This is a genomic window from Pseudomonas sp. SJZ103, assembly GCF_007828335.1.
In the GTDB taxonomy this organism is placed as follows: domain Bacteria; phylum Pseudomonadota; class Gammaproteobacteria; order Pseudomonadales; family Pseudomonadaceae; genus Aquipseudomonas.
Genome location: NZ_VIUN01000015.1, coordinates 56406 through 82845 on the forward strand (window position 1 = coordinate 56406; position 26440 = coordinate 82845).

A 26440-nucleotide genomic window follows, 5' to 3' on the forward strand; every position below is an offset into this window, starting at 1 on the left:
TTTACGTTAACGCCGGTCAAAGCCCATTCTGCGTCGAGCTACACCACTGGTGTCTCCTAAAGACGTTGATCTGGATCTGAACGAACGTCTGCCTGTCCAAAAAGCTTGAGGCGATTCATCGAGATATTTCCAGGTCATGTCTAAAGTTAAAACTATGATGGTCGATATCTAATGTTCGCACACCCTTTTCTCACGTCCAGAACAAAATCCCTCATACGAGCCACGGATAGGCGTTTCAGGAAAGAACAAAATGTTCGAAAAACTGAGCATCTCGCAAAAACTTTATTTAAGCTTCACAACAGTAGTTATACTGATCGGTATGCTGGTGGCGAGTGCTTATAAAGGCTTCGAAGCAGTGGAGGATGCTACAAATAGTAACCTTCATACCTATCAAGTCATCAGCGCTGCCCAATCGGCGCTCGAACAATTGATCAATATCGAAACCGGTATGCGGGGTTTCGTCATAACTTCAAAAGATACCTTTTTAGAGCCGTTAGTGGAGGGCGGAAAGCGCTTTTCAGAGCAATTGGACCTGCTCAAACGTTTGACGGCGGATAATCCGGCACAGCAGCAGCGGTTGGCTTCTTTGGGCGACACACAAAAGCGTTGGCTCGCTGAAAACATCGATCCAATTATAGCTCTGCGCAGAAGCCTGACGGCGCGCAATATGCCTGACGACGAGCTAGACACTCGCATCACCTCCGGTGCAGATAAAGCCAAGATGGACGGCATGCGCGAGACGCTGGCCGAAATCACCGCCGCCGAGAACACATTGCTGGCGACGAGAAGCCAGGAAATGCTCGATGCCAAACGTCTCGCCCTCACGATTCTGATACTGGGCGGGGCTTCGACGGCAATCCTATCGTTGATTCTAGCGGCTACGCTGGGGCGCAGTACCACCCGGCGGTTGCAATTGGCGATTGATGCTGCTACCGCGATTGCCAACGGAAAACTGGATACAGTGATCGACACCAGCAGCCATGACGAGCTGCCCAAAGCCTTCGACCGCATGCAGAAACGCCTACGGGAAATGATTCAACAGATCAGCCAGGCCGCGAATGAACTGATGGTTTCCGTGCAACAAATTTCAGGAGCGTCAGAGCAACTCTCTAGCGCGATTCAGGAACAGTCGACGTCGGCGTCGATGATGGCTGCCACCATTGAAGAATTGACCGTCAGCATCCATCACGTGTCCGAAAACGCCGATGAGGCCCACCAACTTGCTAGCCGTTCGGGCCAGCAATCCCAAAACGGTGCGCGAGTCATCGAGAATACACTGTCCAGCATGAACGGCATTGCCAGGACCGTGCAGCACTCCTCCACCCAGGTGGCGGGGTTGGGCCAGCATTCCGAGCAGATTTCCTCAATCATCAGCGTGATTCAAGGCATTGCCGACCAAACCAACCTGCTGGCGCTTAACGCCGCCATCGAGGCGGCTAGGGCGGGCGAGCAAGGTCGCGGATTTGCCGTGGTGGCCGATGAGGTGCGCCTGCTTGCACAGAATACGGGTAAGTCGACGCAAGAGATCGCGGTCATGATCGAGAAAATCCAGGCTGGCGTGCGCGATACCGTCGAAAGCATGCGCGGTGGTGTACTGGAAGTGAATCAGGGCGTGGAAACGGCAAGTACCGCCGGCGCCGCTATCGTCGAGATCCGTGACAGCTCGGGAAAAGTGCTGCAGGTCGTCGATCAGATTTCCTTCGCGCTGCGTGAGCAAACTGCGGCCAGCCAGGACGTTGCCCGCAATGTTGAGCGCACCGCGCAAATGGCGGAAATGAACAACGTATCAGTGCAAGAACTGCTCAAGACCAGCGGTGGCTTGAAGAAGCTCGCTACCAGCCTTCAGCAGGAAGTGAGCAAGTTTCAGCTGTAGTGGTGAGAGGGCCGATCATGCACCGTGATCTGGCCCGACTATGGCCTGTCCTCCTCCTTTACAACCATGCATTGCCGTGACCAGAACCCATCTGCGGCCGCCCACACGGATGTTGAAACGTACTACGCGCAGTCTTACTTTCGCGGACTGCGCGTAGCGCCACCGCCAAGTAGCTGGAAGCACTTAAGCATGGAGACGAGCTTAAACGCTATGACCAAGCTCGCTACATGATCGGCGCCTGTAACGAAATAAAATGACGCAGCGTGTTTCGTGTTTTTTACTGCTGAGCCCTAGCCGTCAGTTGGATGCTAGCCCCAATTACCAAATGGGCTACCCACATGCCAACTGTATTTTGCCGAATCTGCTGTCTGCTCCTACTGACCACGTTCAATAGTGGCAGCTATGCCGCATCTGCTCATGAACAGGATCAGTTGAGTCTGATTTTGCAGCAATTTGATGCGATCGAACATCTTGCAATACGAGCCCAGATAGCTAGTTCGACTGGATCAGTGGAGCGTTACCGCTTTGACTATCCCCGCCTAACAGAAGACATCCAGCGCATCCGCCAGGGTGTGCAGGACTATCTCTCCCCCTCCCGCGCTCAACCCCGCGACGCCACTGAGCTGGTCGGAGAATACCGTCTCGACACACCATACGCAGAGTCCTCGCCATGAGCATGACTGACGCCCAGACCGCCGCCTTTCAAAACGCTTCCGGCTTCTCGGCACAGAGCAGCTTGACACTGTGGCTGTCCTTGGTTCTCGTCCTGGCTTTGCTGTGGTGTGCCTGGGTGATGTGGACCGCTTACCGAGGTTGGGCCACCGGCAATGTGCGTTTTGGAGCCTTCGGCGGAAGCGCTGCGCGCGTACTGCTTACCTTGCTGATTTTGATGTTCTTCACCCTGTCCTAACATCGGAGATCGCCATCATGCTCAAGTGCCTTGTCCCCCTTAAAAACAACCTGCGTGATCGTGCAAGCCAACGCTTAATAGGTCTGCTGCTAGTCCTTGGTCCAGGCCTAGCTTTTGCCGAGCTACCGACCATGGAGGCGCCTTCCCGAGGCGAAGGTTCCGGATTGATCGAGACGATCAAAAACTACGCCTACGACGCCGGCATTCTACTAGGCCTGCTGATTGCCCTGCTCGCGTTTCTCGGCGTGGCTTGGCATTCCCTGACTGTATTCGCCGATGTCCAAAACCAGCGCAAGACCTGGAAAGACCTCGGCGCGGTAGTCGGTATCGGCGCCCTGTTGGTGGTGATCATCATCTGGTTTCTCACCAAGGCTGCCGCGATTCTGTGAGGTTGGCATGAACGACACTATCGAACGTCTTGCCGACGGCACTTTGGTCTTTCTGCCAGAGCGACTCAATCGTGATCCAGCTGTATTGCGCGGTTTAACCAATGATGAAATGTGGGTAGCCCTAGGCACCGGCGCCGTCATTGGCTTACTGGTGGGCATTCCTCTGGCGATCGTCACCGCCTCGATTGCCGTGGCACCGACCAGCATGATCGCAGGCATGACAGTGGTTTTATTGATCGGGGGCACACTACTGCGTCGGGCCAAACGGGCTCGTCCGGAGACCTGGTTGTACCGCAAGCTCGAATGGATACTCGCCAGCCGTTGGCGCCTGGGGCGTGGAAGTTTGATTCTCCACTCCGGTGCCTGGACAGTTCGCCGTTCGCGTCGACTGCGCCCTGCCCTGTCCCGGTGGCAGCCATGAGTCGATTTCGAAACAAGGTCGATGCCCAACAGGCTCATATCTGCAGCCTGCGTCTGGCGATAGTGATGCTCGCCCTGCTCAGCGCCGGACTATGGTATGGCTGGCGCTCAGCACCGACCGATCTGACCGTGCATGTACCCCCTGATCTGCGCTCGGGCAGCACGCGCAAGTGGTGGGATGTTCCCCCAGAGAATGTGTATGCCTTTGCCCTGTACATCTTTGGCCAACTCAACCGCTGGCCCTCGGATGGCGAGCAGGATTATCGCCGCGCCATCTATGGCTTGCAGTCCTACCTGACACCTGCCTGCAAGGCCTTCCTCGACGGCGACTACGAGTATCGCAAGGCCGCCGGCGAACTGCGTCAACGGGTGCGTGGCGTCTACGAAATTCTAGGCCGAGGCTACAGTGAAGATCCGGAACTGCGGGTCAAGCAACTCGATCGCGACAGTTGGTTGGTCACACTCGACCTCAACGCTGATGAGTATTACGCCGCCGAACCGGTGAAACGGGTGGTCGTGCGCTATCCGTTACGGGTGGTGCGTTTCGATCTGGACCCCGAACGCAATAAGTGGGGCCTTGCACTGGATTGCTATCAGGGTACGCCGCAAAAAATCTTCCTGCCTGGAGGTGAGCCATGAAGCAGATTTCTACCCTGGGACTCACCCTCACACTAATGCTATCGGGCGCTGCAGCGCAGGCCGTCGAACTGATGCACTGGGAGCGCCTACCGCTCGCGGTCCCACTGGTGATCAATCAGGAACGAGTGGTCTTTGTCGACGAAGCTGTTCGTGTCGGCGTGCCTTCCACCCTGAAGGATAAACTGCGTGTGCAATCAACCGGAGGCACACTGTACCTGCGCGCGTCGGAAGCCATTGCACCGACACGACTGCAACTGCAATCGGTCAAGACGGGCGAGATCATCCTCTTGGATATCGCGGCCACGCCTGGCGATCAACCCCTGGAGCCCGTGCGTATTCTCAAGAATGCTCCGATGCAAGCTATCGAGTCTGAATCGAGCACCGTCCCTGTTCCAGAACGTACGCCGATCCCGGCCGCTTTGACGCGCTACGCCGCGCAAAGCCTGTACGGCCCGCTGCGCACCGTCGAATCCCTGCCCGGCGTACGGCGCGTGCCGCTCAAGCTGCGCACCGAACTGCCGACCCTGCTACCGAGCGAAAACATTTCCAGCACACCCATCGCCGCCTGGCGGCTCGGTGACTATTGGGTGACGGCCGTGAAGTTGCGCAATCGAGGTACAGCGACGGTGCAACTAGATCCGCGTCAGCTTCAGGCAAAACTGTTCTCCGGGACCTTCCAGCATGCTTTCCTCGGGCCGGTCGGCAGTGCGGAAGACACCACGATTGCCTACCTCATCACTCGCGGTGCCGGCCTCGAACACGCCCTGATGCTTCCGCCCGTTGCGCGAGGTGCTGACGATGAAGGCTAACGCCTTGCTCAAATGGCTGGTACCGGCTGCGCTGCTGGGCGTGGTACTGATCATCATGAAAAGCTGGGTCGCGGGAGGCAGCACGCCTTCTCCAGAGCACCCAGTTGATCAGGGCGATATTCAATTATCTGCCGAGCAAGCCAAGTCGCTCGGTATTGCGGGCGATACCCCACGCGACACGGTCGCCACCTTGGTAGGCCAAGTGAAGGCCATGCGCAGCGACATGCTCGGTTTGAAGAAACACAATGATTCACTGCAAACGGAAAACAACCGTCTACGTGAGCGGGAAAACAGCGTCGACTCGCGTATTCAGACGGCACTTGGCAGTGTGACCCAGCAGGTAGACGAAGGCCGCCGACAAGCCAATGAAGCACGCCTCAAAGCGGAACAAGACAGTCGTCAGGCTCGCGGTCTGCTGACGCAATTACAAGAGCAGTTGTCGGGGCTGGCCGGCAAAGGCAAGGACATGCCGGTCGGATTGGGGCTTGAGCCGGGCGACAGCGCTCAGTTCGAAGGACAGCATTCTGCCAATGATGCGCTGCAGTGGATTGAGCCCTCGGATGCTCCCCCCACCGAAGCCCGAGGCGAAACCAAGACCTCCTCCACATCGAGCCTGCCTACTGCCTTCAACTCGCTGGAGGGTTTGAAGGACAATGCCATCGACCGCAGCCAGAAGCAGTTACGCGAGGTCACCAAGGGTGAGCGTGACCTGACGCGATCCGGTGATCGTACCGAAGGTGCGAAGCCCGTCTATACCATTCCCGAAAATGCGACATTGATGGGCTCGGTCGCCATGACCGCGCTGATTGGCCGACTCCCGGTGGATGGCACCGTGAACGATCCCTATCCATTCAAGGTGCTGGTCGGTCCGGAGAACCTGACGGCCAACGGCATCGACCTGCCAGAGATCGCAGGTGCCGTAATGAGCGGCACGGCATCCGGTGATTGGACGCTGTCCTGCGTACGCGGACAGGTCGAGTCGATCACTTTTGTGTTTACCGATGGCACCATCCGCACGGTGCCTCAGCCGAAAGCGGTATCCAGCCGCAATGCCTCCACCACCCAGAGCTCAAACACCGACAAGATCCGCGGTGGACTTGGTTACCTGTCCGATCCGTATGGTATTCCCTGCATCGCCGGCGACCGCCGCTCGAACGCCCAACAGTACCTCGGTAGTCAGAGCCTGATCACTGCTGCCGGCGCTGGCGTCGCCGCCCTGCTCGGGAATGAGCAAAACAACAGCAGCGTGATCAGCTCGGGCGGCAGTGCCTTCGGGGTCACTAACAACAGTGGTAATAGCGCACTGACCTCAATTCTCAGTGGTGGGGCCAGCGACATTCGAGAGTGGGTCAACAGACTGTATGGCGAAGCCTTTGCTGCCGTGTACGTACCACCGGCAGCAGAAGTCGCCCTTCACCTCGACCATGAGATCACCATCGACTACGAGCCTAAGGGCCGGAGCGTTCGCCATGAAAAAGATCCTACGTCTCTATCTGATCTGGATTAGCTTGCTCTGCTGGGTCCTGACGGGGTGTTCCACCGACAAGGACACACTTTTGCCGCATGGCGAGCAAACCATGCTGGACATCTGGAACGGCGCCGGCTCACAGGGTACTCAGCAGCAACTGTTGGATGCTCGGCAACAGTTGCGTCGCCCGTTGGCTCAAACAGATCTCTCCGCTGCGCTCCAGGAACCGTATACGCGTACAGCAGCGAATGAAATTCGCAACCTGTTCCCTCGCCTGCCCAATCCTGATTTGGTGATGTACGTGTATCCGCATCTGAGTGGTACCGAGCAGGCACCAGTACCGGGGTACTCCACCGTCTTTCCATTCTACCAACGGGTGCAGTACGCACTGCCGGGTGAACGTCAGGAAGATCTGTAATGTGTAGCAACGATGCGGGGAACCGCACTTATGCCTGGAAAGCCTGGCGCACCCCATTGCGCCCCCGCGCCACACTGGCCGATGAAGCTGCGCTCTATGCGCACAATCCCAGCTTCACCGACCACCTACCGTGGGTCGAATACCTCGACACCGAGCAGTGTTTTCTACTAGATGACAATCGCTCTGTGGGTGCGGTTTTCGAGCTACTGCCCATAGGCACCGAAGGGCGCGAACCCGATTGGCTAATGGCAGCCCGCGATGCCCTCGAAGATGCCCTGCAGGATAGCTTTGATGAGCTGGATCAAGCGCCTTGGGTGGCGCAGTTTTTCTGCCAGGACGACAACGACTTCACCCCCTACCTGACCCGGCTCACCGACTATATTCATGACAGCGCCCGAGGCACGGTTTTCACCGAAGCGTACCTGGAACTTATTCGCCGACATCTGAAAGCCATCTCCAAGCCCGGCGGCCTGTTCGAGGATAAGGCAGTCACGCGCCTGCCCTGGCGAGGAAATAACCGTCGGGTGCGATTGGTGATCTATCGCTGGCTTGAGTCTGACGGTGAGGAGGCGGGACTCAACCCAGTGCAATCGCTGCAACAAACTTGCGAACGTATCGCTGTTTCGTTGCAGGCGTGCGGGGTGCAATCGACGCGAGTCGATGGCCGAGGTTTGTATGCTTGGTTATTGCCCTGGTTCAATCCAGCCCCCAAGCTCACAGATGAATCGCCCGAAGATTTCTACAGCCGCGTGGCCTATCCAGAGTCCGGCGAAGGCGAGTCGCTGGAACTGCCCTTCGATCACGACTTTGCCGAACGGTTGTTCTTCAACGAACCGCGTTCGGACGTGCAGCATGGACTCTGGCTTTTTGATGATCAGCCCCACCGGGTCATGGTGGTAGATAAACTGCGCCGGGCGCCATTGATTGGTCAACTCACTGGCGAAATCCGCAAGGGAGACGCGGTGAATGCGCTGTTCGATCAATTACCCGAAGGCACAGTGATGAGCCTGACCCTGGTGGTCAAACCACAGGATGTACTCGAGGATCAGTTAAACCGCTTGGCACGCAAAGCCATTGGTGAAAACTTGGCTTCGACTCAGGCCCGTCAGGATGTTGAAGAGGCTCGTGCGATCATTGGCCGACAGCACAAGCTGTACCGCGGCACCCTGGCATTTTATGTGCGCGGTCACGATGAACAGCAGTTGCACCAACGCTCAGTCGGCCTGACGAACGCGCTGCTGGGTGCAGGGCTACAACCGGTGCGTGAGGGCGATGAAGTCGCCGCCTGCAACAGCTACCTGCGTTGGTTACCGATGGCTTACAACCCAGCCTGCGACACACGTAACTGGTACACACGCCTGATGTTCGCCCAACACCTGGCAAACCTCGTTCCAGTCTGGGGCCGCAGCACTGGCACCGGCCACCCGGGTATCACGCTGTTTAATCGTGGTGGTTCGCCTTTGAGCTTTGATCCGTTGTCACGTTTAGACCGGGCTATGAACGGCCATCTGCTGTTATTCGGCCCCACCGGCGCCGGCAAGTCAGCGACCCTAGTCACCTTGTTGATGCAGATCATGGCTATATACCGCCCTCGCCTATTTATCGTAGAGGCTGGCAACTCGTTCGGCCTGCAGGGCGACTACTTCGCCACACAGGGCTTGTCGATCAACAAGGTCCAATTGAAACCTGGCGCCCCGGTCAGTCTCGCCCCATTCGGCGATGCCTGGCGCTTGGTCGAACAACCAGATCAGGTGGCGAGTCTTTCCATTGATAAGTGGGATGATGAAGCAGTAGCCAGTCGCGAAGACCAGCGCGATGTTCTCGGCGAGTTGGAAATCACCGCTCGCCTGATGATCACCGGCGGCGAGGCCAAGGAAGAGGCGCGACTGAGTCGAGCTGATCGTAGCTTGATTCGCGAGTGTATTCTCGATGCGGCGCAAACCTGCGTCACCGCGGGCCGTCAAGTGCTGACCCGCGACGTGCGCCACGCCTTGCTGCGCGTCGCCTCCGACCCGCACTTGCCGGAGAAGCGTCGCGAGCGTGCACAGGAAATGGGCGAGTCCATCGACCTGTTTTGCCAGGGTTTCGAGGGTGAACTGTTCGATCGCGAGGGCACGCCTTGGCCCGAGAGCGATGTGACCATTGTCGATCTCGCCACTTACGCTCGCGAAGGCTACGAGGCACAGATGTCCATCAGCTACATCAGCCTGATGAACACCGTGAACAACCTTGCCGAGCGCGACCAGTACCTAGGCCGACCGATCATCATGGTCACCGACGAGGGCCATATCATCACCAAGAACCCGCTGCTGGCGCCATTCGTGGTCAAGGGGACCAAGATGTGGCGCAAGCTCGGCGCTTGGTTCTGGCTCGCCACGCAAAACCTTGCCGATTTTCCCACGGCTGCGCAGACCATGCTCAACATGATCGAATGGTGGATTTGTTTGAATATGCCACCCGCGGAGATTGAGGAAATCGCACGATTTAAAAAGCTAACGCCCGCGCAGAAAGCCTTGCTGCTCTCTGCCAGTAAGGAGCCGGGGAAGTACACTGAGGGAGTCGTGCTGTCGAAAAAACTTGAAACACTGTTTCGGGCCGTACCGCCCAGCCTCTATCTCGCCCTGGCCATGACGGAGCCCGAGGAAAAAGCCGAGCGCTGGACGCTGATGCAGGAAAACGGCTTCTCGGAGTTGGAAGCGGCTTACCAGGTAGCAGAGCGCATTGACAAGGCCCGTGGAATCGCTACTTAAGATCAAATAGCGTTACATCTGCATAGAGTTGGAAAGCGGTATATGGAGCCCCCAAAACCAGCGTCAAAACATCTTTGCAATCATCAATAGATGATTGACACTGGCAGCACGCGCACCCAAGGCAAAAAACGCTCCTGGCATTTCTCGCAGGCGTACTCAAGCACCCCACCGGTATAGCGGCAGCGATGATCTTGCTGCTGTGCATTGGCCTGTTAGCTGGATTACACCAAACCAATCCGCGCCCTCTTCAGTACCATGAACAAAAGTTATCCGACTAGAGCGCAGCCAACCTGACGACGCAGTGCCATGCATCAAGCGCGGGTCTGCCAATACGTTCCTGCCCGCCCTTGGCATATCGCCGCGATGTCACGTGGCCGAACTGTAAATTCGGTTCGCCAGCTAATACCAGATCCTAGAAAACCTGCCCATCAAAAAAGCTGCACCGCGTCTGTGCTATATCTCCCCAAGGCAACATTCAAGAGCAGGTTAAATTGTATTACCAAGCCGCCGTCGAGGAAGCCGCCCGTTGAGCTCATAGAAGCATGTCATCGATCAGCGTGTTTTTTCAATCACCCAATAGTCGGCGGTGTCGACGTTGATGTAGTTGCCCCGCTCAATACGCATGACCACGCGCACCTTGCCGTCTGCTAACAGGCGCTCGACATGCGCGACAAAAGGTTCATGGTCCAGGTAGCTCTGGCGCGTACTGACGATCAAGTAGCCTGGGCTGCGCGTAACACGCAGCAATTCATCGAGTGCGGTGACGGCCACATGCCCGTCGATGAACACCCCGCAGCAGACCACCAAGTCATAGTCGGCGTCGGCAATGGCGTGATTGCTCACGTTCAAGTCGACATCGGCGATGAGCCGTCCGTACGCGTTAGTCTTGCGTGCCTGTTCTATCATGCCGGCAGACAGGTCGACCCCATCGATATCGCCGTATCCGATCCCGGCCAACTGCTCCCCCACCAATCCAGTACCACACCCGGCATCCAGAATGCGCGCACTGTGCGGTCTGCCCGACTTGACCAACGCATGGGCAACCCCATCCACTAGCTTTGCGCAAACCCAATGGCCGACATAGTCCTCACCAAAGGCGGTCTCCACGTAGCCTTGCGCCCACTCATCGTAGAAGCTGCGCAGTACTTCCTTGTCACCATTGAGCTGGTGAGAAGCGGTCACCAATGCACTTTCCGTTGCCGTATGTTTCATTGTCGTTCCTCGATAGATGTCGCCTGGGTAGTTGTCGTTTCAGCTCGCCAGCCGTTGGCTGCGCGCAATGCCGGCCCGGAAGCAGTCTGATAGCGCCAAGCCTTCTCCTACGGCCTCCAGCAATGCTTCCGTGACGCCTCCTGGCGTCGTGGCGCTGAGCAGATAATCGCGCCGGGCGCGGTCGTCCAACCCCCGTGGCCTGACGGCATTGGCCCAGGCAATCACTTTGCCCCATGCCGGCAGGTTGCAGGCGGTGGCGCCGCTGGCGATGGCCTCCTGAGACACGCTCACGGCCAGGCTTTCGCAGTAGGTCAATACGATGGGCAAGCAGGGTCCATAGACGGTAAAAGCGTCGAATTCGGCCTCGGACGGCAGCTTGATCAGCTCAATCCCCAGTTGACGCAGCAGCGCATCAACCAAGCCTGAATCTGCGCCGTAACGCGCGCCGATGGCGCAGGCGTCGGCGATCGTGTCCGGGGCACTGACCATTACGCGGATGACCTGGGGTGGCGGTTGGAACAGCGACTTGATGCGCTCAACCGGCAAACCGGCAATAAACGAAACCAGCACCGTGCCAGGTTTCAGAGCCAGCCCGCTCAACGCCCGGTAGTCCTGGGGCCGTACCGTCAGCAGGATCAACTGCGACTCATCGGCGATTCGCTGGTTGGCGGCATATCGGTCTCCAAGCCCGGCCTTTTCGAGCCTGGCCTGGGCCGCGCTCGAATGCCGATTGCCGAGCAACAGGTTGGTCCTGGGCAAGCCCGCGGCAATCAGGCCTTGGGCCAGGGCGATCCCCAGGTGACCGGAGCCGACGATGCCGATGCGGGTGGACTGCACCTGGGCGCGCGTATTGCTGTCATTCATATCCATGGCGGCTTGCCCCTTGGCGGTAAGAGAAAACGGCATCACGCCTCGGACGCCAGGTGCGAGGTCACGCCTGCGCGGCGCAAGGTCAGGACCTCCAGCACGCTGACGCCGAGAATGCCGATCAGTACCAGCAAGGCCCCGCAAACAAACCATAGGTCCAGCGCGTCATTGAGCACCACCACTCCCAGGGCTACACCCGCCACCGGCGTCAACAGCTGCAGCACGGACAGGCGCGACGCCAGGTATTTGGTCAACAACCAGTACCAGCCCAGGAACGTCCCCAGCACCAGGACCAGGGTCTGGAATGTCAGGTTTGCGACCACTGCGCCGTCGATTTCAAAGGTGGAGTGCCCCATGAAAAAGGTCAACGGGAATATCAGCAGCGTTGCGATACTCACCTGGTAGAACAAAGTTTTCTCCGGCCGCGCGCTGGCCAGCGCCGACGTACGTACCGCGATGGTGGTGGCGCCCCATGCGGCGCCCGACAGCAGCCCGAGCCCGTCCCCGAGCAACGTGTTGCCCTGAGCCGCGTCACCTCGGCCCATGAAGGTAATGACGATGCCCAGGAACGCCAGCACCACGAAACACCATTGGCTGCCACTGAGTCGCTCTTCGTCGCGCAGGAAATGCAGGCCGAAACTCGCAAACAATGGGCCGGTATACAAAAACACGGTGATATGGCTGGCGCTGCTGTATCGCAGGCCTTCAGCAATGAAGATCGATTCCAGGGCCACCAGGACTCCAACCACAATGCCCGCACTAACGGTATTGTCGCCGAACAGCCCCGCGCCCTGGCGATACCACAGGTAACCGCCCAGGATCAGCGCAGAAATGGCGTATCGAATGGTCAGTTGCATCAGTGGGTCGAGCTGCGGCGCGGCAAGCTTGATCAACACCTGCTGCCCGCCCCATAACAGGCACAGGACCATCATCGTGGACACGGAAAAGACGTCGAGGGATTTGCGTGTATCGAGCATAATCATTGACCTTGAGCCACGGCAGTGAAAAACATGGGTTCAAGGCTATGCGCATCACCTCTGGCAAGTAATCGATTTTTTGCTAAGGTGCTTGCATGAAACTTAACCTGGAAAAACCTCGCCGCCTTCCCTCTCTCAGCGCGTTGCGTGCTTTTGAAGCCGCGTCTCGCTGCCGCACGCTCACTGAAGCCGCGCAGGAGTTATGCGTGACCGTGGGCGCGGTAAGCCGGCAGATCCGTCAATTGGAAGACGACCTGGGGCTCAGCCTGTTTCATCGCACCGCCAACGGCGTGAGCCTCAATGAGCCCGGCCAGCGCCTGGCCCGTGATGTGTCCAAGGCCTTTTCGCTGCTGCTCAAGGCTACCCAGGACGTGCGTCCGCAAGCCGGCACCAACATCGTGTTGACCTGTACGGTTTCCATCACCAGCCATTGGCTGAGCAAACGCCTGCCGGATATCACTGCCTGTGTCGGCGGCGCCGTTGCGTTGGCGATCGACCCGAGTTCAGAAGTGCGCAACCTCGATAATGGCGATGCCGACCTGGCGATTCGCTACAGCCCTCGCCAGCTTGCACTGAGCCATTCGGCGCTGTTGCTGCAGGACCGCTATTTTCCAGTCTGCAGCCCTGCCTACCTGAGCAGCCTTGGGCCTGTCGACGAACCGATGGACCTGGTGGGCGCGCGGTTGGTCCAGTCGCCCTGGTACCACCAGGATCGTTTGGGCAACGCGACCTGGGACGACTGGTTCACGGCCATTGCCAAGCACCCTACGCAGACGACCGCCGCGTTATCGTTCAGCGGCGTGGGCTATGCCATGCATGAAGTGGCGCAGAATGGCGGAGTGATGATCGGCAGCTCTGCGCTGCTGCAGGACGAACTGGCCGACGGACGCCTGGTCGCCGTGTTCGGCGAGCGCCATCAACTCACCTCGCCTTACGAATACCGGCTGGTCTGGACGCAATCGGCGCACCAGTCGCGCGACCAGCAGCACCTCATCAACGGTTTGCTGCGCGCCGCAGGGCAGCCGCCGGCATTCCCGGGCGCCGCAGCTTAAGCACCGGGGTAGGCTCCGCCGTCCATGTTGATGACCGCCCCCGACAAATAGGACGCCCTGGGGCTGGCCAGGAACAGCGCCAGGTCGGCCACTTCCTGAGCACGAGCAAACCGGCCCATCGGAATCAGTGCCTGTTGTTGCGCCAGGACTTGCTCAAGGCTCTCGCCACTGCGCTGAGCCATACGTTCAAGGGTCGCCTGGGTGCGCGGGGTCAGCGTGAAGCCGGGGTTGATCACATTGATACGGATGCCTTCGCGGCCATAAGCCTGCGCCAGCCCCTGTGACGTCAGGATCAGCGCCGCATTGGCCGCGCCGCCGGCGATGTGCTCAGGCATTGCCACTCTGCCGCCGATGCCGACGATATTGACCACCGCTCGCAGCGATGGCTGCGGCTGCCCCAGGAAGTGGGCGAGCACCGCATGCTGGGCGTTGATGCATGGGCAGAACTTGGCATTGATTGCGTCCAGGTAATGCGTCGGGGTGAGTTGGCCGACCGGATGCCTGGTGGCGGCACCTGCGCTGTTGACCAAGACGTTGATAGCGCCATGCCGCGCGATGATGGCGTCAATGACCGCCTGTGCCTGGTCGGCGTCTGTCAGGTCGGAGGCAAAGGCATGCACCTGCAGACCCGCTTGCTCACACTCGCGTTGCGCCTGTTCCAGCCGCGCGTGCGACCTCGATACAATCGCCACTCGGGCGCCTTCACAGGCGAATGCCTGGGCGCACGCCAGGCCAATTCCCGAGCTGCCGCCCGCGACCACTACCAAGCGTTCTTGCAGAGACAGCTCCATTCGGGCAGTACCTCGTCAGGCGTTTTTTTTCAGTTGCGCGAGGTAACGCTCCACTTCCCCGGACAACCAATGGGAGAACTCGCGCTGTTTGTCTTCCGAACTTTCCCGGGGTGGCCACACCAGCCAATAGGGGTAGGCATACGGCGCACTGACCTCACACAGCTGGACCAGCTCGCCCCGCTCGATAGCATCATGCACCAGGCTGCGCCGCTCCAGCGTGATGCCTTGCCCCAGGCGAACGGCTTCCAACACCAGGTTGGAGTCATTGCTGCACAACCCCTTGCGCTCGTTTCCCAACTCGACACCGGCTGCCTCGCACCAGGGCAACCAGGATTCAGTGTTGTAGATGATCGTGCTGTCGATGACCTCTTGCGGCGTCTGCGGCAGGCGCCCGCCATTGAAATGAGGAGCGGCAACCACCACGACTTCATCATGAAACAACAGCTTTTGTTCGACGCCCTCCCAGTCCCCCTTGCCCATGCGGATGCCGATATCCACCGACTCCTGATGCAGGTTGGAAATTGTCAGGCTGGCTTGCAGGCGAATGCTGATATGCGGGTAAAGCTGCTGGAAACCCGGTAGGCGCGGTAACAGCCAGGACCGGCCGAACGAGGGCAGAACCGCCACCACCAACTCCCCCATCTTGGGCTGTGCCTGGATCAATCGTGTGGCCTCGGCGATGTCGCCCAGGGCTTTGCGAATCTGCAGCGCATACAGGCGCCCATCCTCGCTGACACGCAAGCCCCGCCCTTCGCGCACGAATAGCGTCAACCCCACAATCTCCTCCAGTACCTTGATCTGCTGGCTGATAGCTGAATGCGTGACGTGCAATTCCTTGGCGGCAAGGGTGACGCTTCCCAACCTGGAAGTGGCTTCGAAACTGCGCAGGCAGGTCAACGGAGGAAATGCACTCATGTAAGCTCAACTAACCTGTCGTGGTAAAATTTATCGATATTTTGAGGACGGCACTCACGTTAAAGTAACCTCAAATTAACAATCCTGCCAGCCACAGGCGTCTTCCCGTTGCACCGTCACCTCGCGAACTGCGGAGCGTCTTCGATGAAAACCACGATCTTGGAACAGAGCCTCTCGACAGCCCGCCTCAACCAGGCCCCGCAGGTATTGCTGACGAAAATGGGCCTGGGTCGCCATACCCTGAAATGGCTGGTGACCAAGGATCAACTACTCTCTTTCTGGCTGGAGCAGCAGGCCTATGTGATCGCGCTGAAGGGGCGCCATTGGATGACGTCCCAAGGCACTGATGTCTGCCTGGAACAAGGGTATTTTACCTGCCTTGCGCCGGGCCTGATCCTGCTGGAGGGCGAAGGGGAAATTGCGCTGTACCTGGCCGGCAATGAGGCCAGCCCACGCGCCTGCGGGCTGCTGCTTAACCTGTACAAGTACCTCAAGCATCCCAACTGCACTTTGAAAATTACCCTGACGTAAATGGAGGCTTCATGAAACTGGTCGGCATGCTGGACTCGCCCTATGTGCGCCGCGTAGCAATTTCCCTGAATCTTTACGGCGTCGACTTTGAGCATCAGCCACTTTCGGTATTCAGCACCTACGAACAATTTGCCAAGATCAACCCGGTGGTAAAGGCGCCCAGCCTGGTGCTGGATGATTCAACTGTGTTGATGGACTCAAGCCTGATTCTCGATTACTTCGAAGCGTTGGCCCCGGCTGATAGAAAGCTGTTGCCACAGCAAGCCGGCGCGCGCGCCCAGGACCTGCAGTTGATTGGCCTCGCCCTGGCCGCCTGTGAAAAAACCGTGCAGATCGTGTACGAACATAACCTGCGCCCCGCCGAAAAACTCCACGAGCCCTGGCTCGACCGCGTAACCGGCCAGTTGCTGGCAGCCTACTCGGCCCTGGAAAAACGCCTGGCCCATGAGCCGGATGGCGCCCTGACCCAAGGTGCCATCAGCGCTGCAGTGGCCTGGTCTTTCAGCCAGTTCACAGTCGCCTCAGTGGTTAACGCCAAGGCCTTCCCGCACCTGCAGCGCCACGCCAGGCGACTCGAGGAACACCCGGCCTTCAAGCGATACTCCATCGAATAAGTCACCTGCAACGTACCGAGAGCCGGCACCCGCCGGCTCTTCGCTCTGCGCTCACATGAACGGCCTCTATGTACACCGTCTTTTTCTCGCCCACCGCCAATGGCTATAAAATCCTGCTGATGCTGGAGGCCCTCGCGGTCAGTTATGACATCTGCCATATTCACCTCGCCAGCGATGAGCAACACCTTCCCGCGTACCTGCAGGTTAACCCGCACGCCAAAATTCCGGTGCTGCTGGACAATCACAACCAGCAAGTGGTGGTGGAGTCTGCGGCGGTGCTGCTGTACCTGGGGGAAAAACACGCACGTTTTCGCGGCACATCGCCCGAGCAACGCTGGCAGGTGGTGCAATGGTTGATCTGGCAAGTCAGCAGCCTGGGACCGATGGCCGGGCAGAATTACCACTTCCATCATCAGGCGCCCCAAGCCGACACGTACTCGGCTGCGCGCTACCTGAACCAGACTCAAACGTTGTTTGAGGTGTTCGAGCAGGCAATCGCCGGGCAACCGTTCATTTGCGGCGACTTTTCCATTGCCGACATGGCGATTTATCCCTGGCTGCGGCTGCACAAACTGCTGCACGTCAGCCTTGAGGCGTTGCCGAACGTTGCGCAGTACCTGCAACGCATGGCCCAACGGGACGACGTTCGGCGCGCCTATGCCGCAGGCGCGCCGTATCACGAGCGTGCGCACGGCGACGTCGACAAGCTACAGGCGATTGCCGGCAGCCTCGAGCGCCGCGCTGTCGGCTAGACCGCCGTCGCGTATTTGCCCCCGTGGAAGATCAACGGGCTGCCTTCATTCAGGGTGAAATTGATGACCTCACCGATGAAAATCCAATGGTCGCCGCCATCGAATTCATTGCGTTTGATGCATTCGAACTGTGCAATCGCGCCGTCGATCAATGGCAGTTGGTTTTGGCTGATTGCATAAGGCACCTGGCTGAACTTATCCGCGGTCGGCGTTGCAAAACGGTCGCTCAGCAGTTGTTGCTCATGCGCCAATACATTGATCGCAAAGCCCCGCGCCGCCTGGAACGCGGGGGCGGTATAGGACTCCTTGCGCAGGCTCCACAGCACCAGCGCCGGCTCCAGTGAAACCGAATTGAAACTACTGACCGTCAGCCCGGCGGGCGCGCCGTTGTCATCCAGGGTGGTGACGACGGTGACACCCGTGGCGTACTTGCCGTAGGCATTGCGCAATGCGCGTTTATCCAACTGTTTTTCAAGCGTCTGCATTTGCCTGTCCACCTTTTTCAGAGTTGGCCAACCACGGTATGGTTGTCGATTGCTGTCAAGCACGCCGCCAGTATTTCCAGGCCTTCAAGCAATACCGGCCGGGGAATGGTCAGGGGCATGAGAAAACGGATGATATTGCCGTACTGCCCGCACGCCAGCAGCAGCAAGCCTCGCGCGCGCGCGTCTTGGATCAACTGCCGGGTCAGGCGCGCGGAAGGGATGCGACGTGCAGCATCGTCGAACAGCTCCAGGGCAACCATTGCCCCCAACCCGCGGATGCGGCAGTGAATGCCAAGGGCGCCGGTGATTTCCTTGAGGTTGTCGCGCAACTCCTCGCCCAGTTCCCGGGCGATATCGAGCAAGCCTTGCTCATCAAACACCCGCAGGACTGCCAAGGCAGCCGCACAGGCCAGCGGGTTGCCGGCATAGGTCCCGCCGAGGCCGCCGGGCACGGGCGCATCCATGATTGCAGCCTTGCCGGTCACGCCGGCTAACGGCAAACCGCCGGCAATCGACTTGCCGAACACGATCAAATCGGCGTGCACACCCATCTGTTCCATGGCAAAAAAACTGCCGGTACGCCCGGCGCCACACTGTATTTCGTCCGCGATCAGCACAATGCCGTGCTGGTCGCACAAGGCGCGCAGCGCAACCATGAATGCCACAGGGGCAACGACAAAGCCCCCTTCCCCCTGGACGGGCTCGATCACGATGGCGGCGATATCTTCCGGTGCGGCGTCGCTGCTGAAGATCCGGTGAATGCTGTTCATCGCCTCGACCACCGAGACCCCGGCGTCTGCATCCGGGAACAGTGCCCGGTAGACACCACCGGGCATCAACCCCATACCTTGGGCGTAGGGGTTGACCTTGGCGGTCATCGCCAGGGTCATCAGAGTTCGGCCGTGATAGGCACCGGTGAACACGATGACGCCGGTGCGACGCGTGTGTACCCGCGCGATCTTCAACGCGCTTTCCACGGCCTCGGAGCCCGTGGTCAACAGCAGCGCCTTTTTGGCAAAATCCCCCGGCACCCTGGCGTTGATCGCTTCACACACGGCGATGTAGCCCTCATAGGGCAACGCGGCAAAACAGGTATGGGTAAACCGCTGCAATTGCGCCTGCACCGCGTCGACCACCCGCGGGTGCAGGTGGCCCGTGTTGAGCGCTGCAATCCCGCCGCAGAAATCCACGTAGCGCCGTCCTTCGACATCCCACAGCAAGGCATTTTCGGCACGCTGCACGTACACGGCATGGGCCTGGTTGACGCCCCGGGCGACTGCCTGAGTACGTCGCTGCGCCAATGCCTGGGTTTTATCTTGCATACCATTGCCCTCTCGTAGCCAACCGTCGAAACGGCTCCAGCCTTCACCGGAGCCGCATGCAATGGGAAAACTCAGCGCGCCCGATAGGCGTGCAACGCAGCGTCCGCCTCGGCCGCCAATTGCAAGCGGTCGCCATAACGGTAGCTGTCGAGGAAGTCAAACTTGACCGGCGCATCCCCGCGATCAAACCGTGCCTTGAGCCCGCCCGGCGCATCATTGGCCCACTTGAGCAGTGAGTCGGCAAACTCCTGGCTGGCCCGGGAAATGAAGCGGTTGGAGAAATCGGCAAAATCGATCGGCAAATGCTCGCGCTGCTCTTCGAACAGGCGTTGCAGCACCTCGATGGTCTGCGCTTCGCTTTGCTGGCCGGCAGCGTAGGCTTCCATAGCGGTGCAGGCGGCTTCGAACAGCACTTCGTAATACGGACTCTCGATCGACAAGTGCCCGGCATACGTTGCGGTCTCGAACGCCTGTTCAAGGGCCTCGTTATCGCCGGTCTTGAGGTAGTCCGAGAGGATCTTGCGAAACCGCAGCACGCCGATGTAGCTGCCACTGATCCACACCCTGAACCACGCGTTCCAGAGGGGGAAGCTGTCGAAGGCCGTGAAGGAATTGGCCACCAGGCGGTCGTTCACCTTCACCACTTCCAGGCTGTAGTCCTGATAGGAGTAGAAGTCCTCCTTGCGCCAGACATCCGTCTTGACCGCCTTGAGAATCTTCGGCGCCACCCGCGCAATCGACTCAAAGGTGTTGACCAAGCCACGAGAAAACAAGGGGTCGACAAACCCCACCGCATGGCCGAGCAAACAGTAACGGTCACCCACGCTTTCGCGGCTGGTGTAGTTGAGCCGAGGGGCTACCGTCCACTCTCGCACCCTGGCCGCGCCCTCGAAATGCCGGGCAACGGACGGGTGATCGTCGAGAAACTGCTTGAACTCCACCTCCGGATCGCCGGCGGGACCATGCTCGTCGATATCCAGTTGCAACCCGATGCTGCACAAGGGGTTGGTAGAGTGAGGATGATTGTTGAACGGGATGATCCACAACCACCCGCCCTTGAACATATGGTGCAAGGTGCTTTGCGCCAGCGGCGTGGGCGAGCCGGAGGCCTGGGTCGACGCGATGACATCTTCGTAGAGCTTGACCCCGGTCATGTGCGTGAAGATCGAACGGGTACGCGCCTGCATTTCCCGCGCGCCCTGGCGCAGTTGGTACTTGTCGGCGATGGGTGAACGGTAGCCCGCCGCGTCCACCACGTAGCGTGCGCTGAGCTGTTCGCGGCCCAGGTTCAGGATCAGGCCATCGGCGGTCTCTTCAATGTCCTGAATACGTGCTTGCTGCTTGATGGTCGCGCCGAGCCTGGCGGCCAAGGCCAAGTAATAGGCGTCCACATCCTGGCGGAACAGATGGGCCTCGGGGGCGATGACCGGAGTGGACACCACGTCCAGCGGGTTGTGTTCCTGATGCTTGCCGTTCCAGGCGAAACTGAACGCCAACTTGATGCCTGCCGACGAAGAGCCCACATGCTTGATCAGCGAGTTGAGTTCGCCAGGGTAAGCCAGCTCGGGAATGGCATAGCGGTTGGCCAGGATTTTGAGCAGCACGGCACTCTCGGGCACCATCGACTCGCCCACCGCAAAACGCGGATGGGTCCCGGCGTCGATGATGGAAACTTTCACGCCCTCCTTGGCCAGGATAGCGCCCAACATGGTTCCAGCAATGCCACTGCCAATGATGGCTACGTCGTAAGTGTTTTCCATGACAACCTCGATCGGTGGGTATTGATTCAGTGAAATTGCGCGCTTGCACGCTGTAGCAGTTCGGTACTGACGTGCAGCACTTCAGCGCTGTCGGTCTGGGCCTCGACCAGAAACAGATAGTCGGCCTGGCCCGTTGTCAGCCAGTAGTCGGCCAAGCCCCGGGCAATGGCTTGAACGTTGTGCCCTGGCATGGTTAGGACCAGCGTCGGCCCCTGAAAGCCATAGCGTGTGCAGCAGATGGATGTCGCCGCCCCGGCATTGGCGTTGATAAAGTCCGAGGGCGAAACACGGTCCTTGCTGGCCAGGCCTTCGACGATCCTGCCGGTGATGGTCTTGGGGTAAGCGTTGCCGTAGTAGATCAAGCCGACCTGGCCACGCACCGGGTCGAGGCGCTGGTGATACTTGAGGTACAACTTGCTGACGCTGGACAGCACGCTGTAGACCGAGGGGTCAGCGCTTTTGAGGCCCTTGCGCAAGCCCTCATCAAGGTCGTTGTAGGTAAAGTTGCTGGCGTGAGCGCGATCCAGGATTTTCATAAGGCCCTCCTTGAAAGTGACTTAGCTGTAGCGCTGGAACACAAGGCTGGTGTTGAACCCGCCAAAGCCGATGGTGAGGCTCAGGCCGATCTCTGCCTGGGCATGCAAGGCCGTGCCGACGGGCAAGCGCAAATCAAGGTCTGCCATTGGCGTCCCGAGCCCATGAATGGGTGGCACGACGCCGGTCTGCAGGCTCTTGACCAAGGCAATCGCTTCCAGCGCCCCCGTGGCGCCCAACGTGTGGCCAAACGCGCCTTTGGTGGCAAAGACGATGGGCTGGTAACCGCTGAAATAATCGGCATAGGTCGCGCTTTCCACGCGGTCATTGGTCAGGGTTCCGGAGCCATGGGCATTGACCAGGCCGATCTGGTTGCGGTGGATACCCGCCTCTTCCAGCGATCGGTCCAATGCCAGACGGATGCCGGTGCCTTGCTCATCTGGCGCGGTGAGGCCGGCAGCATCGTTGGCCGAGCCACAACCCAGCAGGTAGGCATAGGGTTTGCGCGCCTCTTGCCCTTGACGCTCAAGCACCAAGAAGCCTGCGCCCTCCCCCAGCAAGGTGCCGTCGTGGCGCTGGTCGAACGCACGTAGTCGCGTCGCCGACATCGTGCCCAACGCGGTATGGGCCAGGCGTTTTGAACGTCCGAGGATATCGGCGCCACCGCAGACGCAGGTGTCGGCCAACCCGGCACGAATCAGGTAGGCGCCCAACATCAGTGCATCCGAGCCCGATGAGCACGCGGTGGACAGCGCCAACGGCTGCAAACCGAGTTGCTGCGCCGTGCTCACCACCCATTCGTCCAGCGGGTCTTCATGAAACGCCAAGCTGTCCAGGCGATACCCAAGGCTGGTGCCGGCGATCAAAAACTGCCGCGGGTTTTGCCCTCTGACGGCCACGTGCGCGTCCTCCAGTGCCGCCTTGACCGTGCGTTGCGTCATCCCCAGCAAGCGCGCCTTGGGCTCGGTCGTGTCGCTGTCCGGCAGGCTTCCTGCCAGGGTGTTCTTGAGCGGATACTCGGCGGGCAGATCACGTATACCGGTGTCGCCCAGTAAAAGTCGGTCCCATACGTCCTGCAATTGATGCCCCAATGCAGTGGTCCATCCAAGACCTGTCACCACAACCTTGTTCATAGTGCCTCCAGTAGAAAAGTCGGGGGGAGCGCCTCAGCCGAATACCCGTTGAAATTCGTCAACCGGCTTGTCGCGCACTGGCGAGGGGTAGTAGTTGTCGAGCAACTGGCCCGAGACCAGCTCGATGCGCCGGGCAAACGGTTCGTTTTGCAGCCAGCGGTCGCTGTGGATGAAGACCTCGTCAATATCGGCCGCATTGAAGCCAGGCAACTGCGAGGGCTCGACGATCTTGCGACGCTTCTTGTCCAGTACCTGGGCGTAGGCCGAGGCATCGAAGTAGCGGATGCGGTTGTCCTGTATCAACGCGTTGATGCAGTGCCAGCGTTGCGGCAGGTACAAATAGTTGACGAAGATATTCCTCACCGCGTAGACCTTCTGGCCGAGCAACTGGCTGACGAGCACGCCAGCGACGTTGGCCATTTCCGAGCAGAAACACGGCAACCGCGGGCCTTCATCCAGCATGGCGTTGAGGTAGTCCAACGGGCTGATCCCGGGAATCACCTCATCCCGGTAGTGCTCGTAGCGCTGGATGTAGACGTCCCATTGTTCAGCGTCGAACTTCAACTTGACGACATTGGGCGGGTAGGTCTCGAACTGTTCGGACTCTTGCAGCACATGGCACATGTAGCGAGGAATCAAGGCCATGACATCCTCCAGCGAGGACAGCGCGTAGCGGGCGATCACGTGGCGGACCGCAGCCGTAATCTGTTCATTCATAGCAGTCACCTATTTGTAATTGACGATGGAGCCGGCGTCCTGAAAGACCAGGTCAATGTGGCCGGGGCGCTCGTAGCGCTTGAGCAGTTTCAGGATGCGTTGCTTGAACGAAGGGCCGTCGCAGGACGGCACGATGGACCGGTCGAGGGTCACTTCCAGCTCGAACCCCGCCAGCGCCTGCTGCGTTGGCTTGACCAGCGTGCGACAACTGATGACCCCGGGCAGCGTGCGGCAGATATGCTTGATCGCACCGAGGTTGACCTTCTCATCGTTGATCACCAGGAAGTCCGATTTGCGCCCCTTGAAGAACAGATACCCCTGGGCATCGAGGGTAAAAATGTCGCCGGTGCGCAGCCACGTCTTACCGTTGATGTCAACCAAGGGTGATTTCGCGCTGCGCCCGATCTTGTTGAGCATCAACGTGCTGGACGCCACCAGCAACTCCCCCTGCCAAGGGCTCTCGGGTAAGGCGTCGAGCATCACCTCGGTGCCCTCCAACGGCAGCCCCACCGAGTCATGCCGGGCCGGTTCGACGCGGTGGGCAGCCAATGTCGATACACGAGGCCCGGCCTCGGTGATGCCGTACGTCAGGTACAACTCCAATTGCGGGTTGGCGTGCAGGCAACGTTGCACCTGCTCCGGCGGGACATGGTCGCCGCCCACACTCAGCACCCGCAAACCTGGAGGCAAGCCTGACGGTTCGCAGGCATTGATCTGCCGCAACAGCACCGGGGTCAATGAACTGACCGTGATGCCATGCGCCGCAATATCGCGGGTGTATTGCGTTAGCAAAAAGGGTGGGCCGCTGATGACCAATTGGGCGTCCAGCGCCAGGGTCGCGATGGCTTGTGCCACCAACGCCGTCGAGTAATACAACGGCAGGTTCACCAGCACACGATCCTCCTTGCGCAGCCCGATGCTATGGGCATGCCGCAAGGCGTTGGTGTGCAACGATTCGAACCGGTGTACGCAGCCACTGCTGAACGACGCCGACGTGCCTGACGTGGTGATGATCACCTCACCCGGCCGGGTTGACGGCAGCCGAGGCGCATCGAAAATCAGCGCACTCCAACGACCGATCAGCTGCGTACGTGCGCCGGGCCCACGGGCAATAGCGTCATAGCCCAGCGCCGACTTCACCAACGCCGCCGCCTGGAAATCCTCGATGATCTGCCCAAGCCGCTCAGCCGGTGTAGTCGGCGCGATCAGCGCCGGTACCAGGCCACTGTTAAGCACGGCAAAGAACATATGCAGTACATCGATCGTATTCGGCAAGGCGATGACCACGACATGTCCGGGTTGCAGCGAACTGCTTTGCCAGAACCGCAGGTACTCAGTGTAAGTGTCAGTCGCTGTGCAATGATCGCCTACGGATGAGGTGGCAGAAATATTCAACAGTTTATCGGCAGGAAAAAATACCCTGCTTCGTTCGATTGACACGACGTTATTCATTTCAACGGGCCTCAAGCTTATTAACAATAAATTCGGACAGCGTCTTGCAACTAAAGAAGTTGTCAGGACCAAACTCCTCCTCGCTCACTTGTATTTTGAATTCCTCTTCACACTGATACCGCAGTTCAATAAATCCAATTGAATCCACCCCCACTTGCGAAGAGAACCCGGCGTCCTCTTTTATTTGCGCTTGCGGTATATCCAGGTCCAATCGATTTGCAACAATATCCTTGAGAATCGCGATCACTTCCTGCTGGGTATGTACGCTCATGGAAACCTCACTTTTGAATGAAAGGAAACAACGGGTGTTACAGATCAATGAGAACTTCTGGTTTGCAGCATTTCCTTTGAGAGAAAAACATGTGGGTCCGGGCGTAACAGGCGCCGGACTAAAGGCGTGGTAGTGACGGTAATGATCAATGCCATGAACACGAGGACGGTGTAGGCATCAATCGAGATCAGTTTGAGTTCCAGGCCAATGGCCAAAATGATCAGCTCCATCAGACCTCGGGTATTCATCAAGGCACCGACGATAGCCGAATCGGTCCGTTGTAGACCGCTGACCCGTGCGCCCAGGTAGGCACCGCCGAACTTGCCCGCGAACGCACACACCAGGAACACAGCCAGCCAGAACAGGTTTTCGTTGCTGCCAAGGCTGTCGAACGAGGTTTTGATTCCGGCACAGGCGAAAAATACCGGCAACAGGACGAAGTTCAGAAACCCCTCCACCTGGCTGCGCCAATAATCCGTGAACTCGGGCACCTGTTTCATCATCAACCCGGCGAGCAACGCCCCGATCGCACAGTGCAGCCCCAGCCAGTCGGTGACCCAGGCACACAGCAATACGTAGCTGATCACCACGGGCATGATCGCCGCAGGCTCACCTCGAGCCTGGCAGCGCCGGATCCAGGGGATGACTAGGCAGCGTGTCACGCCGTAGAAACCAGCGAAGGCCACCAGCAGTTGCGCAGCGAAATAGCGGGCGTCGAGGGGGTCGCCATCGACTCGGGAACAAAACACTATCGCGCCCAATATCACCCAGCCCACCACATCCGTGATCACCGCCGCGCGCAGAGTGACGTGTGCCACCAGCGTGTCCTGCAAGGCGAGGCTCTGGACGATCCGGGTCATCACGGGCACCGCCGATACCGCCAGCGCGACACCGCAAAACCACGCAAACCCCCACTTCGAATAGGTCGGCGCCAGGTGCTCATGGGCAACCAGTGCTACGCCGACGCCCAGGGCAAAGGGGACGACTAGCCCAAGCAGTGCGATCGACAGCGCGGCGAACCGCCCCTGTGGCGATGCCTCGGGGTGGCGTTGATTGATGTGTACGCCCACCTGAAACATCAGAAAGATCAGGCCCAGATCGGCAACATGCGCCAGCCAGCCGATGTGCTGGGTTTCAAACAGGCCCGCGGATTGGCCAAGGAATGATTCCAGGCGCCCGAACACTGTCGGCCCAAGCACGATGCCCGCCGTGATCTCGCCCACTACGCGACATTGCCCGAGGCGTTCGGCCAGCCAGCCAAACAGGTGACACGCAAGTAATATAACGGCCAATTGTATGAAAAACATAATCAAGTATCCCTGCAGTACAAACAATTGAAAGAGACACTAAGAAGCCGAAAAACAGGCATACCTTCGGCC

28 protein-coding genes are annotated in these 26440 nt (G+C 59.1%); 14 read left to right on the top strand and 14 right to left on the bottom strand.

Annotated features, from left to right (window positions below; translation table 11 throughout):
* Positions 1 to 250 precede the first annotated feature (250 nt).
* The 10 genes from FBY10_RS25660 to FBY10_RS25705 all read left to right on the top strand — a co-directional run bounded on the left by FBY10_RS25660 (position 251) and on the right by FBY10_RS25705 (position 9676).
* Entirely contained in the window at positions 251 to 1873 is a 1623-nt protein-coding gene (locus FBY10_RS25660) for a methyl-accepting chemotaxis protein (RefSeq protein ID WP_145338270.1), read from the top strand.
* A gap of 338 nt (positions 1874 to 2211) precedes the next feature.
* Positions 2212 to 2547, top strand: coding sequence for an RAQPRD family integrative conjugative element protein (locus tag FBY10_RS25665; protein WP_145338269.1), 336 nt, complete (start codon positions 2212 to 2214; stop codon positions 2545 to 2547).
* Positions 2544 to 2783 (top strand): TIGR03758 family integrating conjugative element protein, encoded by a 240-nt coding sequence (locus tag FBY10_RS25670; protein WP_145338268.1) that lies wholly within the window; start codon positions 2544 to 2546, stop codon positions 2781 to 2783. Before FBY10_RS25665 ends, FBY10_RS25670 begins: the two co-directional genes overlap by 4 nt.
* A gap of 17 nt (positions 2784 to 2800) precedes the next feature.
* Positions 2801 to 3172, top strand: coding sequence for a TIGR03745 family integrating conjugative element membrane protein (locus FBY10_RS25675; protein WP_115488893.1), 372 nt, complete (start codon positions 2801 to 2803; stop codon positions 3170 to 3172).
* A gap of 7 nt (positions 3173 to 3179) precedes the next feature.
* Positions 3180 to 3593: a TIGR03750 family conjugal transfer protein gene (locus tag FBY10_RS25680; protein WP_060766747.1), complete on the top strand. Its 414-nt coding sequence runs from the start codon at positions 3180 to 3182 to the stop codon at positions 3591 to 3593.
* Positions 3590 to 4231, top strand: a complete 642-nt coding sequence (locus tag FBY10_RS25685) for a PFL_4703 family integrating conjugative element protein (RefSeq protein ID WP_145338267.1) — start codon at positions 3590 to 3592, stop codon at positions 4229 to 4231. Before FBY10_RS25680 ends, FBY10_RS25685 begins: the two co-directional genes overlap by 4 nt.
* A complete protein-coding gene (locus FBY10_RS25690; RefSeq protein ID WP_145338266.1) occupies positions 4228 to 5040 on the top strand; it encodes a TIGR03749 family integrating conjugative element protein in 813 nt (270 codons plus the stop codon). Before FBY10_RS25685 ends, FBY10_RS25690 begins: the two co-directional genes overlap by 4 nt.
* Positions 5030 to 6547, top strand: a complete 1518-nt coding sequence (locus tag FBY10_RS25695) for a TIGR03752 family integrating conjugative element protein (protein ID WP_145338265.1) — start codon at positions 5030 to 5032, stop codon at positions 6545 to 6547. The genes FBY10_RS25690 and FBY10_RS25695 overlap by 11 nt, the downstream gene beginning before the upstream one ends.
* On the top strand, positions 6510 to 6926 hold the full coding sequence (locus tag FBY10_RS25700) for a TIGR03751 family conjugal transfer lipoprotein (protein WP_032871020.1): 417 nt from the start codon (positions 6510 to 6512) through the stop codon (positions 6924 to 6926). Before FBY10_RS25695 ends, FBY10_RS25700 begins: the two co-directional genes overlap by 38 nt.
* On the top strand, positions 6926 to 9676 hold the full coding sequence (locus FBY10_RS25705; protein WP_145338264.1) for a conjugative transfer ATPase: 2751 nt from the start codon (positions 6926 to 6928) through the stop codon (positions 9674 to 9676). Before FBY10_RS25700 ends, FBY10_RS25705 begins: the two co-directional genes overlap by 1 nt.
* 552 nt (positions 9677 to 10228) lie before the next feature.
* Here FBY10_RS25705 and FBY10_RS25710 read toward each other — a convergent pair.
* The 3 genes from FBY10_RS25710 to FBY10_RS25720 form a co-directional block, all read right to left on the bottom strand.
* Positions 10229 to 10858 carry a class I SAM-dependent methyltransferase gene (locus tag FBY10_RS25710; RefSeq protein WP_218571044.1) on the bottom strand — a complete coding sequence of 210 codons (630 nt, stop codon included), beginning with the start codon at positions 10856 to 10858 and terminating at the stop codon, positions 10229 to 10231.
* Positions 10859 to 10927: 69 nt separating this feature from the next.
* Entirely contained in the window at positions 10928 to 11794 is an 867-nt protein-coding gene (locus FBY10_RS25715) for a pyrroline-5-carboxylate reductase (RefSeq protein ID WP_178116797.1), read from the bottom strand.
* Positions 11794 to 12732, bottom strand: a complete 939-nt coding sequence (locus tag FBY10_RS25720) for a DMT family transporter (protein ID WP_145338261.1) — start codon at positions 12730 to 12732, stop codon at positions 11794 to 11796. The genes FBY10_RS25715 and FBY10_RS25720 overlap by 1 nt, the downstream gene beginning before the upstream one ends.
* A gap of 95 nt (positions 12733 to 12827) precedes the next feature.
* Between FBY10_RS25720 and FBY10_RS25725 the strand changes: the two genes are divergently transcribed.
* Positions 12828 to 13784, top strand: a complete 957-nt coding sequence (locus tag FBY10_RS25725) for a LysR substrate-binding domain-containing protein (RefSeq protein WP_145338260.1) — start codon at positions 12828 to 12830, stop codon at positions 13782 to 13784.
* Here the strand turns inward: FBY10_RS25725 and FBY10_RS25730 are convergent.
* Both FBY10_RS25730 and FBY10_RS25735 read right to left on the bottom strand, forming a co-directional pair.
* Entirely contained in the window at positions 13781 to 14575 is a 795-nt protein-coding gene (locus tag FBY10_RS25730; RefSeq protein ID WP_145338259.1) for an SDR family NAD(P)-dependent oxidoreductase, read from the bottom strand. The two genes, FBY10_RS25725 and FBY10_RS25730, sit on opposite strands and share 4 nt — an antisense overlap.
* A gap of 15 nt (positions 14576 to 14590) precedes the next feature.
* A complete protein-coding gene (locus FBY10_RS25735) occupies positions 14591 to 15490 on the bottom strand; it encodes a LysR substrate-binding domain-containing protein (RefSeq protein ID WP_145338258.1) in 900 nt (299 codons plus the stop codon).
* A 144-nt stretch (positions 15491 to 15634) separates the two neighbouring features.
* Between FBY10_RS25735 and FBY10_RS25740 the strand changes: the two genes are divergently transcribed.
* The 3 genes from FBY10_RS25740 to FBY10_RS25750 all read left to right on the top strand — a co-directional run bounded on the left by FBY10_RS25740 (position 15635) and on the right by FBY10_RS25750 (position 17387).
* Positions 15635 to 16021: a hypothetical protein gene (locus FBY10_RS25740; protein ID WP_145338257.1), complete on the top strand. Its 387-nt coding sequence runs from the start codon at positions 15635 to 15637 to the stop codon at positions 16019 to 16021.
* A gap of 11 nt (positions 16022 to 16032) precedes the next feature.
* Positions 16033 to 16635, top strand: coding sequence for a glutathione S-transferase (locus FBY10_RS25745; RefSeq protein ID WP_145338256.1), 603 nt, complete (start codon positions 16033 to 16035; stop codon positions 16633 to 16635).
* Between the two features lie 68 nt (positions 16636 to 16703).
* Entirely contained in the window at positions 16704 to 17387 is a 684-nt protein-coding gene (locus tag FBY10_RS25750; protein WP_145338255.1) for a glutathione S-transferase family protein, read from the top strand.
* On the opposite strand, the gene FBY10_RS25755 is transcribed toward FBY10_RS25750, so the two are convergent.
* The 9 genes from FBY10_RS25755 to FBY10_RS25795 form a co-directional block, all read right to left on the bottom strand.
* Positions 17384 to 17872, bottom strand: coding sequence for a flavin reductase family protein (locus tag FBY10_RS25755; protein ID WP_122764121.1), 489 nt, complete (start codon positions 17870 to 17872; stop codon positions 17384 to 17386). The genes FBY10_RS25750 and FBY10_RS25755 overlap by 4 nt on opposite strands.
* Positions 17873 to 17889: 17 nt before the next feature.
* Positions 17890 to 19194 carry a 4-aminobutyrate--2-oxoglutarate transaminase gene (gene gabT, locus FBY10_RS25760; RefSeq protein WP_145338254.1) on the bottom strand — a complete coding sequence of 435 codons (1305 nt, stop codon included), beginning with the start codon at positions 19192 to 19194 and terminating at the stop codon, positions 17890 to 17892.
* Positions 19195 to 19265: 71 nt separating this feature from the next.
* Positions 19266 to 20954, bottom strand: coding sequence for an NAD(P)/FAD-dependent oxidoreductase (locus FBY10_RS25765; protein WP_145338253.1), 1689 nt, complete (start codon positions 20952 to 20954; stop codon positions 19266 to 19268).
* A 26-nt stretch (positions 20955 to 20980) separates the two neighbouring features.
* Positions 20981 to 21490, bottom strand: coding sequence for a hypothetical protein (locus tag FBY10_RS25770; protein ID WP_145338252.1), 510 nt, complete (start codon positions 21488 to 21490; stop codon positions 20981 to 20983).
* A 21-nt stretch (positions 21491 to 21511) separates the two neighbouring features.
* Positions 21512 to 22621 (bottom strand): beta-ketoacyl-[acyl-carrier-protein] synthase family protein, encoded by a 1110-nt coding sequence (locus FBY10_RS25775; RefSeq protein ID WP_145338251.1) that lies wholly within the window; start codon positions 22619 to 22621, stop codon positions 21512 to 21514.
* A gap of 33 nt (positions 22622 to 22654) precedes the next feature.
* A complete protein-coding gene (locus FBY10_RS25780; RefSeq protein ID WP_145338250.1) occupies positions 22655 to 23338 on the bottom strand; it encodes a hypothetical protein in 684 nt (227 codons plus the stop codon).
* Between the two features lie 9 nt (positions 23339 to 23347).
* Positions 23348 to 24790, bottom strand: a complete 1443-nt coding sequence (locus FBY10_RS25785) for a class I adenylate-forming enzyme family protein (RefSeq protein WP_145338249.1) — start codon at positions 24788 to 24790, stop codon at positions 23348 to 23350.
* 1 nt (position 24791) lies between these two features.
* Positions 24792 to 25061, bottom strand: a complete 270-nt coding sequence (locus FBY10_RS25790) for an acyl carrier protein (RefSeq protein WP_145338248.1) — start codon at positions 25059 to 25061, stop codon at positions 24792 to 24794.
* Between the two features lie 44 nt (positions 25062 to 25105).
* The gene (locus FBY10_RS25795; RefSeq protein ID WP_145338247.1) at positions 25106 to 26368 is read right to left on the bottom strand and encodes a cation:proton antiporter; all 1263 of its coding nucleotides are present in this window, start codon (positions 26366 to 26368) and stop codon (positions 25106 to 25108) included.
* Positions 26369 to 26440 lie beyond the last annotated feature (72 nt).